Origin of the sequence: Allobosea sp. CER48 (assembly GCF_044752385.1) — a bacterium.
GTDB lineage: Bacteria > Pseudomonadota > Alphaproteobacteria > Rhizobiales > Beijerinckiaceae > Allobosea.
This window is the reverse complement of sequence record NZ_JBIWYK010000091.1, coordinates 1-9,138: the sequence shown is the minus strand read 5'-3', so window position 1 is coordinate 9,138 and position 9,138 is coordinate 1. Positions and strand designations below refer to the sequence as shown.

Genomic DNA, 9,138 nt, shown 5'->3' with positions numbered 1-9,138 from the left:
GCCGAAGGCCGTGCCGGGCGCCAGGCCGACATTGGCCTTGTCGACGAGCTCGAGCGCGACCTGACGGGAATCGTCGCGGCCGTCGACCGAGAAGAACTGGTAGAAAGCCCCGTCCGGGGCCGAAAGCGTGACACGGTTCGTCGCCTTCAGCCCCTCGAAGATGATGCGGCGGCCTTCCGCGGCACGCGCGATCTGCTCGGCGACGAAGCCCTCGCCCTGGTCGAGCGCCGCGATCGCGCCGCGCTGCACGAAGACCGGCGAGCCCGAGGTCGAGTACTGGATGAGGTTCTCGATGACCTGTCCGAAGGCTTCCGGCGCCTCGATCCAGCCGACACGCCAGCCGGTCATCGCCCAGTTCTTCGAGAAGGTCTGCACGAAAACGACCCGGTCCTCCGCCTCCATGATGTCATGGAAGGACGGCGCACGTGCGGAGCCGTCATAGACGAAGCGGCCATAGATCTCGTCGGCGATGATCCAGACGCCGTGCTTGCGCGAGAGCGCGAGCAGCGCCTCCTGCTCCTCCCGCGTCGCGGTCCAGCCGGTCGGGTTGGAAGGCGAGTTGACCAGGATGCCGCGGGTGCGCGGCGTGATCGCAGCCGCGAGCTTGTCCAGATCGAGCGTGAAGCGGCCTTGCGCGTAATCCATCGGCACGCAGACGGTCGTCGCGCCGCTGACGGCAACCGCGGCGCCGAAATTCGGCCAGGCCGGGGTCGGGATGATCAGTTCGTCGCCCGGGCCCGCGATCATGCGAACGGCGATCTGGACCGATTGCATACCCGAGCCGGTCACGAAGAAGCGCTCGGGCGAGAAGGGCTGGCCGTAGAGCCGCTCATGATAGCGCGCCAGCGCCTCGCGCAGCTCCGGAATGCCGCGCTGCCAGGTATAGAAGGTCTCGCCGGCGGCGAGCGAGCGAGCCGCGACCTCGCTGATGAAGGATGGGGTCGACAGATCGCCCTCGCCGACCCAGAGCGGGATCAGGCCGTCCCGCAGCCGGCCATAGTTCATGACCTCGACGATCCCGCTTTCCGGCGCGTTGACGGCCTCGGGACGAAGCTCTGCGACCAAGGTGCTGCCGGGCAGGATGGCGGTGTTCATAGGGCGCGACCTCACGAAATCGGATGCCCACCTTTAGCCGATCGCGGCGCAGGCGGGCATGAAATCGCGAGATCATGTCAATCGGCGGCCGTGATGAATCGCGGCGGCCGGGGTGCCCGTGTCAGGCGCCCTTCTGCTGCTTGAGCAGGTCGCGGATCTCGGTCAGCAGGGCAACGTCGGCCGGGGGCGCGGCCGGCGGAGGCGGGGCCGCTTCGGCCTTGCGCTTGAGCTGGTTGATGCCCTTGACGACGAGGAACAGCACGAAGGCGATGATCAGGAAGTTGATCGCCACCGTCACGAAATTTCCGTAGGCGAGCACCGCGCCCTGCTTCTTGGCCTCGACCAGCACCGGCGCCGTGACGGCGCGGTTGAGGCCGAAGAAATAGTTGGAGAAATCGACGCCGCCGAGTGCGCCGATGAACGGCATGATGATGTCCTGGACGAGAGAATCGACGATCCTGCCGAAGGACGCGCCGATGACCACGCCGATGGCGAGATCGATGACATTGCCCTTCAGGGCGAATTCCTTGAATTCCTTCAGCATGCTGGACCCCTAAGCTCGTCAATTCCCCGTCAGCCGGACCCGAAGGCTAGACCAACCCGGCAGAGCAGGAAAAGCCCGAATGGCAGCCAAGGCCCGGCGCTGGATGGCTTTTGCGCCAAAGAACTGGGGATGAGTTGCGCCTTTGGCCTATGGCAGCGCCTGGAAGCCTTCGATAAACTGTCGCAAAACTCGAAGCGGAAGCCCATGGCGCCTCATCTCCGGCCTCGTCTGCGTATCGGCGCTCCAGGGCTCGCGGCATGATTCCCGCGTGGTCCGTCATCCTCGTCGCCCTCGCCTATCTGTGCGGGCTGTTCGCCGTCGCGCATGTCGCCGATACTTCGGGCCGCAAGCTGATGACGGGCCGGGCGCGCACCACGATCTATGCGCTGGCTCTCGGGGTCTACTGCACGTCCTGGACCTTCTACGGCTCGGTCGGCTTCGCCAATCGCGCCGGCTTCGACTTCCTCGGCATCTATGTCGGCCCGATCCTGGTCATAGGCCTCGGGCATCGCTTCGTCGCGCGCATCGTCAGCATCGCCAAGTCGCAGAACATCACCTCGATCGCGGATTTCGTCGGGGCGCGCTACGGCAAGAGCGAGCGCGTGGCGGCACTGGTCTGCATCGTCGCCGTCATCGGCGCGCTGCCCTACATCGCGCTGCAGCTGAAGGCCGTCGCCAACTCGCTCTCCGTGTTCCTCGACGCCACCGGCGGGCATGCGCTGATGCCGGGCGTACCGCTGCTGAGCGACCTGCCCTTCCTGGTCGCGATCGTGCTCGCCGGCTTCGCCTGCGCCTTCGGCACCCGGCATATCGACGCCACCGAGCATCAGGACGGGCTCGTGCTCGCGATCGCCGTCGAGTCGCTGATCAAGCTGGTCGCCTTCCTGGTGCTCGGCATCTTCATCGTCTACGGGTTGTTCGGCGGGGCCGAAGACCTGCTCTCCCGGGCGGCCAGGCCGGCGAACGGCCAATTGCCGATCTGGGAGCGGACATCGAGCTGGCCGAATTTCCTGACGCTTACGCTACTGTCGAGCTGCGCCTCGCTACTGCTCGCGCGCCAGTTCCACATGACGATCGTCGAGAACCGCGACGTGCGCGACGTGCGGCGCGCGGCCTGGATGTTTCCCCTCTATCTCGTCCTGATCAACCTGTTCGTGCTGCCCCTGGCGGCAGCCGGCGAGATCCTGATGCCCGGCAGTGGCGTCGATCGCGACATGACGGTGCTGCTGCTGCCGCTCCAGCGCGATGCCGGCGTGGTCGCGCTCCTCGTCTTCGTCGGCGGCCTCTCGGCCGCGACCGCCATGGTGATCGTCGCCTCGGTCGCGCTGGCGATCATGATCTCGAACCACCTCGTCATGCCCGTGCTTCTGCGCTGGCGGCGCGCCTTGAGCGATCCCGGACGCGTGGGGCGCTTCTTCAGAGGCAGCGACGACAACGGCAGCACGGGCGGCGATCTCGGCTCGCAGGTCGTCACCATCCGCCGCATCGGCATCTTTCTGGTCATCCTGCTCGGCTATCTCTACTACCGTGCCTCGGGCGAGGCCGCGCTTGTCTCGATCGGACTGCTCTCCTTCGCCGCGACCGCACAGATCGCGCCGGCCTTCTTCGGCGGGCTGTTCTGGCGGCGCGGAACAGCTCTCGGCGCCGTGGCTGGCCTGTCGATCGGAACCCTCGTCTGGGCCTATACCCTGCTGATGCCGAGCCTTGCCCTGCCCGGCGGCTGGTGGAGCGACGTCATCGCCAACGGCCCCTTCGGAGCCCGCAGCCTGCGGCCCGAGGCCCTGTTCGGGCTCGACTGGCCGGCACTGCCGCATGGCGTGTTCTGGAGCCTCGGCCTCAACATCCTCGCCTATGCCGGCTTTTCTCTGCTGCGGCCGGCCAATGCGATGGAGCGCCTGCAGGCCAACGCCTTCGTCGAATCCCAGCCTGCGACGATGGCCCAGTCCTTCTCGCTGTGGCGCACAACCGTCACCGAAGGCGAGTTGCAGGCGACGATCGCGCGTTATCTCGGTCATGAGCGCACGGAGCGCGCATTCGAAGGCTTCAACTCCAGTCGCGGCGAATCGTCGGACGCGAGCCGCCATGCCGACATCCACCTCCTGCGCTTCGGCGAGCACCTCCTCTCCTCTGCGATCGGCGCGGCCTCGTCGCGCCTCGTGCTGTCGTTGCTGCTGAAGCGGCGCAACCTCTCGACGGAGGCCGCCTTCAAGCTTCTCGACGATGCCTCGGCCGCATTGCAATACAACCGCGACATCCTCCAGCACGGTCTCGACCACGCCGGCCAGGGCATCACCGTGCTCGACCGAGACCTTAGGCTCCTCGCCTGGAACCAGGCCTTCATCCAGCTTTACGACCTGCCGCCCTCGCTGGTCCGCTTCGGCACCGGCCTCGACGAAATCGTGCACTTCAACGCGGCACGCGGCGCCTATGGCGACGGCGCTCAGGACGAGCTGATGGCCGCGCGGCTGGAGAGCTTCGTCAAGGACCGCGAGCCGGTCCGCCTCAAGCTCTATCCCTCGAAGAAGGTGATCGAGGTTCGCACCAACGCGTTGCCGGACGGCGGCTTCGTCACGACCTACACCGACATCACCGAGACCGTCGCGGGCGAGGAAAAGCTCGAGCGCGCCAACGAGAGCCTCGAGAAGCGCGTCGCCGAGCGCACCGAGGAGCTGCTGCACGTCAATGCCGAGCTGCAGCGCGCCAAGGCCGAGGCCGAGGCCGCCAATGCCTCGAAGACGCGCTTCCTCGCGGCCGCCAGCCACGACATCCTGCAGCCGCTCAACGCGGCGCGGCTCTATGCGACCTCGCTGGTCGAGCGCGACCGCACCTCCGGGCAGCCTGACCTCGCCGAGAACATCGACGCCTCGCTCGATGCGGTCGAGGAGATCCTGACGGCGCTGCTCGAGATCTCCCGTCTCGACGGCGGCGCGCTGAAGCCGGAACTGTCCTCCTTCCGGCTCGACGAGCTGATGCGCCAGCTCCAGCGCGAGTTCGAGCCGAGCGCCCATGAGAAAGGCCTCAAGCTCGTTTTCCTGCCGACGAGCCTGGCGTTGCGCTCGGACCGGCGCCTGCTGCGCCGGCTGCTGCAGAACCTGATCTCCAACGCGATCAAGTACACGCCGAGCGGCAAGGTGTTGATCGGCTGCCGCCGCCGCGGCAACCAGATCGCCGTCGAGGTGATCGACACCGGCCTCGGCATACCACAGAGCAAGCAGAAGACGGTCTTCCGCGAGTTCCAGCGGCTCGACCAGGGCGCGAGAGTGGCCCGCGGACTGGGGCTCGGGCTCTCGATCGTGCAGCGCATCGCACGCGCCCTGGACCACGGGCTGACGCTGGATTCGGCCCCCGGACGCGGGACGCGCTTCTCCGTCCTGGTGCCGCGGGCCGCCCCGCTGCCGGCGATGGCGACGGGCTCTGCGCCGCGCCAGTCACCGGCCGGCCAGCTCGGCGGCATGCGGCTGCTGGTCATCGACAACGAGCCCGCCATTCTCGATGGCATGAAGCGCCTGCTCGAAGGCTGGGGCTGCCAGGTCACGACCGCGCCGAGCCTCGAAGAGGCGCTGCCGCATGTCGGCGGCAAGGGCGAGGCGGACGTCCTGATCGCGGATTATCATCTCGACCACGGGAACGGGCTCACCGCGATCACCTCGCTGCGGGCGCAGGCGCGCACGCCGATGCCGGCGATCCTGCTGACCGCGGACAGGACGCCGCATGTCCGCGAGGCGGCGACCGCTCTGGACGTCTACCTGCTCAACAAGCCGCTGAAGCCTGCGGCGCTGCGCGCCCTGCTGGCGCAATGGCGGGCGACACGGCTCGCGGCGGAGTAACGCACCGCTCAGCCAGCAGCGGCAGCCGCGTGGCGCATGGCATCCTCGGAGGCCAGGAAAGCGGCGACCTCCGGGCTCGGCTCCGGGCTTTGCGCCGCGATGCCGATCTCGCCGAGCAGGCGCGCGACCGGGACATAGGCTCTTGCCCGCTTGTCGTAGAGCGCCGCCCGGACCAGCGCGACGGCTGCGACGATCTCTCCCCCGTCGCGACCGCGCATCAGCATGCGATGCTGCATCACCAGCCAGTTCTCGCTCCAGCACAGGATTCTGGTCTCCAGCCGGAACGGGCGGAACAGGCGCATCTCGCGGCGGAAGCGGATGGTCCCGGCATTGACCACCGGCAGCCAGCGATGGCGCAGCACCGCCCGCCACAGCCCGCTGCGCAGCATCAGGTCGAGCCGGCCGAGATCCATCAGCGACCAGTAACGCCCGTTGTTCATGTGCATGCTGGTGTCGAGGTCATGGAGCCAGACCCGGAACGGCAGCACGGAGGCCTCGGCCGGCAGCTTGAGCCGCGGCCGAAAGCGCGTCGTGAGCAGGAGCCAGATCAGCCGGAGCCAGAGATTCATGGGGGAGCTTCGCCAGAAGAGGTCGATGGGCGGCCGCCTCCATGTCATGGAGGCGGCGCTATTGTCGATGATGCTATGTCCGCCCGGCGACCACCTGTCGAGGCACTCCGGGGCAAGCCCTTGCCCAGTCTTCACGTTTCCCCGCTTTCGAGGTTGCACGAGACCGTCACGGCCGTACGCGCGCGCCATCTGGTGACGCTCATCAACGTCGGCACGGTCGTCGAGCGCCCGGCCGGCATCGACGCCGATAGCCACCTCTTCCTCGGCATGTCCGACATCAGCCAGGCACTGGACGGCCATGTCCTCGCGGGGCAGGACCATGTCGTGCGCCTGCTCGCCTTCCTGCGCGGCTGGGATCGCCAGGCACCGATGGTCATCCATTGCTGGGCGGGCATCAGCCGCTCAACCGCCGCAGCCTTCATCGCCGCCTGCGCATTTGGGCCGGAGCGCGACGAGGAGGCGATCGCCGACACACTGCGGGTGGCGGCTCCCTCGGCAACGCCCAATGCCCGGCTCGTCGCGCTGGCCGACACGATGCTCGCCCGCAACGGCCGGATGGTCCGGGCGATCGAACGAATCGGCCGCGGCGCCGACGCTTTCGAGGGTACGCCGTTTCAGATGCCGCTCGCCTGAAAGCAGGATGCGGGCGGCGCATATTCCTGCAGCTCCCGAGCCGGGAGCTGCGGATATCAGCGCTCCCGAGCGAGATCGACGCAGAAGATTGCTTGCATCCGGCGAAAATTGCGACGATGCATCGCGCGGGAGGTTTCTGCCGTGACCACGACGATCGAGCTCGACTCGCGCGACCGCGCCATCCTGCGCATTCTTCAGCAGGACGGCCGCATCACCAATTCCGACCTCGCCGAACAGGTGCATCTGTCACCCTCCGCCTGCCTGCGGCGGGTACGCCAGCTTGAGGAAAGCGGGCTCATCCGCGGCTACGCGATGATGCTCGACGACAAGATCGCGGGATTTCCGGGCACGGCCTTCGTTTTCGTGACGCTCGACCAGCAGGGCCGCGCATCGCTGGAGAGCTTCGAGCAGGCCGTGCTGAGCCTGCCGGAAATCCTCGAATGCCATCTGCTCGCCGGTGCGCATGATTATCTGATGCGGGTGATCTACCGCGACAGCGCCGATTTCGAGCGCATCCACACCGACATCATCACGCAGCTGCCAGGCGTCACGCGCGTCCAGTCGACATTGACCTTGCGCACCATCAAGAAGACCTCGGCACTGCCGGTCTGACACGGATGGCCTGCGAACCGGGTTGCAGCCGGGCACGCTCCAGCCGATAAGCTCACGGCAAAGAGGAATCGGTCCGTGAGCCAAGACAGCAAGTCTCAAGACAATCCCAATGCCGATGTCGGCGCCCTGCCCTTCGAGGCGGCGATGAAGGAGCTCGAAGGCATCGTTGCGCGGCTGGAGCGCGGCGACGTTCCGCTGGAGGAATCCATCGCGATCTACACGCGCGGCGAAGCGCTGAAGGCGCGTTGCGACGCGCTGCTGAAACAGGCGGAGGCCCGCATCGAGCGGATCACGCTCGGCGCCGACGGTAAGCCGACCGGCACGACGCCACTCGACGTCGACGGCTGACCCCGACCGCCGGCAATACGGCGATCGCACGATTGCGTTCCTGCCAGCGGACGGTTGCAGCCGATCCGCTTGCCCGGCGTCGCGAACGGGTTAGGCTCGCCTCCAACTGAGGAGGCCGTCATGTCGCAGCTACCCGCCGATGATCCGATCCTGGGCGATGCCCGCTCCTGCGAGGCGATCTCGAAGGTGATCGTGCCGCGAACGCATGATCTCGGCGGATTTCAGGTGCGCCGCGCCCTGCCGGCGGTCGGGCAGCGCATGGTCGGCCCCTTCATCTTTTTCGACCAGATGGGGCCGGCGGAATTCCATCTCGGCGAGGGGCTCGACGTTCGTCCGCACCCGCATATCGGGCTTTCGACCGTTACCTATCTCTTCGATGGCGAGATCATGCATCGCGACTCGCTCGGCACGGCGCTGGCGATCAAGCCGGGCGCCGTCAACCTGATGACCGCCGGGCGCGGCATCGTCCATTCCGAACGCACCGGAATGGAAGCACGCGCCACCGGCCCGAAGCTCTACGGCATCCAGGCGTGGCTCGCCCTGCCGAAGACGCATGAGGAGATCGCGCCCGAGTTCAAGCATCACGGTGCGCCCGAACTGCCGCGCATCGTCGAGGGCGGGAAGCGCATCAGCCTGATCATGGGTTCGGCCTATGGCCAGACCTCGCCGGTCAAGTTCCCGTGGGATGCGCTCTATGCCGAAGCCGTCCTCTCGCCCGGCGCGATCCTGCCGCTCGACCCCGACTATGACGAGCGGGCGATCTACATCGTCTCGGGCAAGATCGACATCGCCGGCGAGGAATTCGGCGCGGGCCAGTTGCTCGTGTTCAAGCCGGGCGACCGCATCTCGATCCTCGCCATCGACCAGAGCCGGGTCATGCTCGTCGGCGGCGAGCCGATGGATGCGCAGCGCTACATCTGGTGGAACTTCGTCTCCTCGTCGAAAGAGCGCATCGAGCAGGCCAAGCAGGAATGGAAGACCGGCCGCTTCGACACCGTTCCCGGCGACGACAAGGAGTTCATCCCGCTGCCCGAAGGCTGAAGCAGCCCTCGACTGTCCCCGCTCCGCTCAGGCGAGCTCGGACAGGTCTCGCAGTCTCGGCACCTGCGAGAAGCCGATGACGAGCAGCTGGACCAGGAAACCCGCCGTCGCGAGGGCAAGGCACGCGGCGATGCCGAGATGCGCCGCAACGGCTGCACCCATCGCGGCGCCGACCGGCCGCGCGCCGAAGGTCGCGGTCATGATCAGCGCCGAAACGCGGCCGAGCATGGCGTTCGGCGTCACCGCCTGCCGCAATGTCATGGTGGATATCGTCCAGATGATGGGGCCGACGCCGAACAGGAAGAAGCTCAAGCCCACCAGCTGAACCGACGGCATCCAGAGCGTCGCGAACATCACGGCGGCCGCGCAGAAGCCCGCGAACGGCCCGAGCAGGATCAACGTCCCGAAGGAGACATGCCGGGCGATCTGCGGCGCGAGAGCGGCGCCGACGATCATGCCTGCGCCATAG

Annotated in this window: 9 protein-coding genes; 5 read left to right on the top strand and 4 right to left on the bottom strand. The window is 67.3% G+C overall.

Translation table 11 applies throughout. The features are described from left to right. Positions 1-1,095 (bottom strand): pyridoxal phosphate-dependent aminotransferase (locus ACIPIA_RS05710; RefSeq protein WP_400507522.1); only part of this gene is annotated, 1,095 nt, incomplete at its 3' end. A gap of 121 nt (positions 1,096-1,216) precedes the next feature. Then, the gene (gene mscL / locus ACIPIA_RS05705) at positions 1,217-1,639 is read right to left on the bottom strand and encodes a large conductance mechanosensitive channel protein MscL (RefSeq protein ID WP_400507520.1); all 423 of its coding nucleotides are present in this window, start codon (positions 1,637-1,639) and stop codon (positions 1,217-1,219) included. Positions 1,640-1,896: 257 nt separating this feature from the next. Between mscL and ACIPIA_RS05700 the strand changes: the two genes are divergently transcribed. After that, the gene (locus ACIPIA_RS05700) at positions 1,897-5,466 is read left to right on the top strand and encodes a PAS domain-containing hybrid sensor histidine kinase/response regulator (RefSeq protein WP_400507518.1); all 3,570 of its coding nucleotides are present in this window, start codon (positions 1,897-1,899) and stop codon (positions 5,464-5,466) included. An 8-nt stretch (positions 5,467-5,474) separates the two neighbouring features. Here the strand turns inward: ACIPIA_RS05700 and ACIPIA_RS05695 are convergent, their stop codons facing one another. Next, positions 5,475-6,035, bottom strand: a complete 561-nt coding sequence (locus ACIPIA_RS05695) for a thioesterase family protein (RefSeq protein WP_400507516.1) — start codon at positions 6,033-6,035, stop codon at positions 5,475-5,477. A gap of 120 nt (positions 6,036-6,155) precedes the next feature. On the opposite strand from ACIPIA_RS05695, the gene ACIPIA_RS05690 reads away from it, so the two are divergent. The 4 genes from ACIPIA_RS05690 (at position 6,156) to ACIPIA_RS05675 (ending at position 8,669) form a co-directional block, all read left to right on the top strand. Next, on the top strand, positions 6,156-6,668 hold the full coding sequence (locus ACIPIA_RS05690; RefSeq protein WP_400507514.1) for a tyrosine phosphatase family protein: 513 nt from the start codon (positions 6,156-6,158) through the stop codon (positions 6,666-6,668). Positions 6,669-6,809: 141 nt separating this feature from the next. Then, positions 6,810-7,280, top strand: coding sequence for an Lrp/AsnC family transcriptional regulator (locus ACIPIA_RS05685; protein WP_400507512.1), 471 nt, complete (start codon positions 6,810-6,812; stop codon positions 7,278-7,280). 75 nt (positions 7,281-7,355) lie between these two features. Continuing rightward, complete coding sequence (locus tag ACIPIA_RS05680) at positions 7,356-7,628, top strand: exodeoxyribonuclease VII small subunit (protein WP_400507510.1); 273 nt, start codon at positions 7,356-7,358, stop codon at positions 7,626-7,628. 120 nt (positions 7,629-7,748) lie between these two features. Continuing rightward, positions 7,749-8,669 carry a pirin family protein gene (locus ACIPIA_RS05675; RefSeq protein ID WP_400507508.1) on the top strand — a complete coding sequence of 307 codons (921 nt, stop codon included), beginning with the start codon at positions 7,749-7,751 and terminating at the stop codon, positions 8,667-8,669. Between the two features lie 27 nt (positions 8,670-8,696). Here the strand turns inward: ACIPIA_RS05675 and ACIPIA_RS05670 are convergent. Continuing rightward, on the bottom strand, positions 8,697-9,138 hold a 442-nt coding region (locus ACIPIA_RS05670; RefSeq protein ID WP_400507506.1), incomplete at its 5' end, for an MFS transporter.

Bases quoted from the DNA above. Each gene is read 5' to 3' on its own strand.
- ACIPIA_RS05700 (WP_400507518.1), top strand. From the start codon at position 1,897: ATGATTCCCGCGTGGTCCGTCATCCTCGTCGCCCTCGCCTATCTGTGC.
- mscL (WP_400507520.1), bottom strand. From the start codon at position 1,639: ATGCTGAAGGAATTCAAGGAATTCGCCCTGAAGGGCAATGTCATCGAT.
- ACIPIA_RS05675 (WP_400507508.1), top strand. From the start codon at position 7,749: ATGTCGCAGCTACCCGCCGATGATCCGATCCTGGGCGATGCCCGCTCC.
- ACIPIA_RS05695 (WP_400507516.1), bottom strand. From the start codon at position 6,035: ATGAATCTCTGGCTCCGGCTGATCTGGCTCCTGCTCACGACGCGCTTT.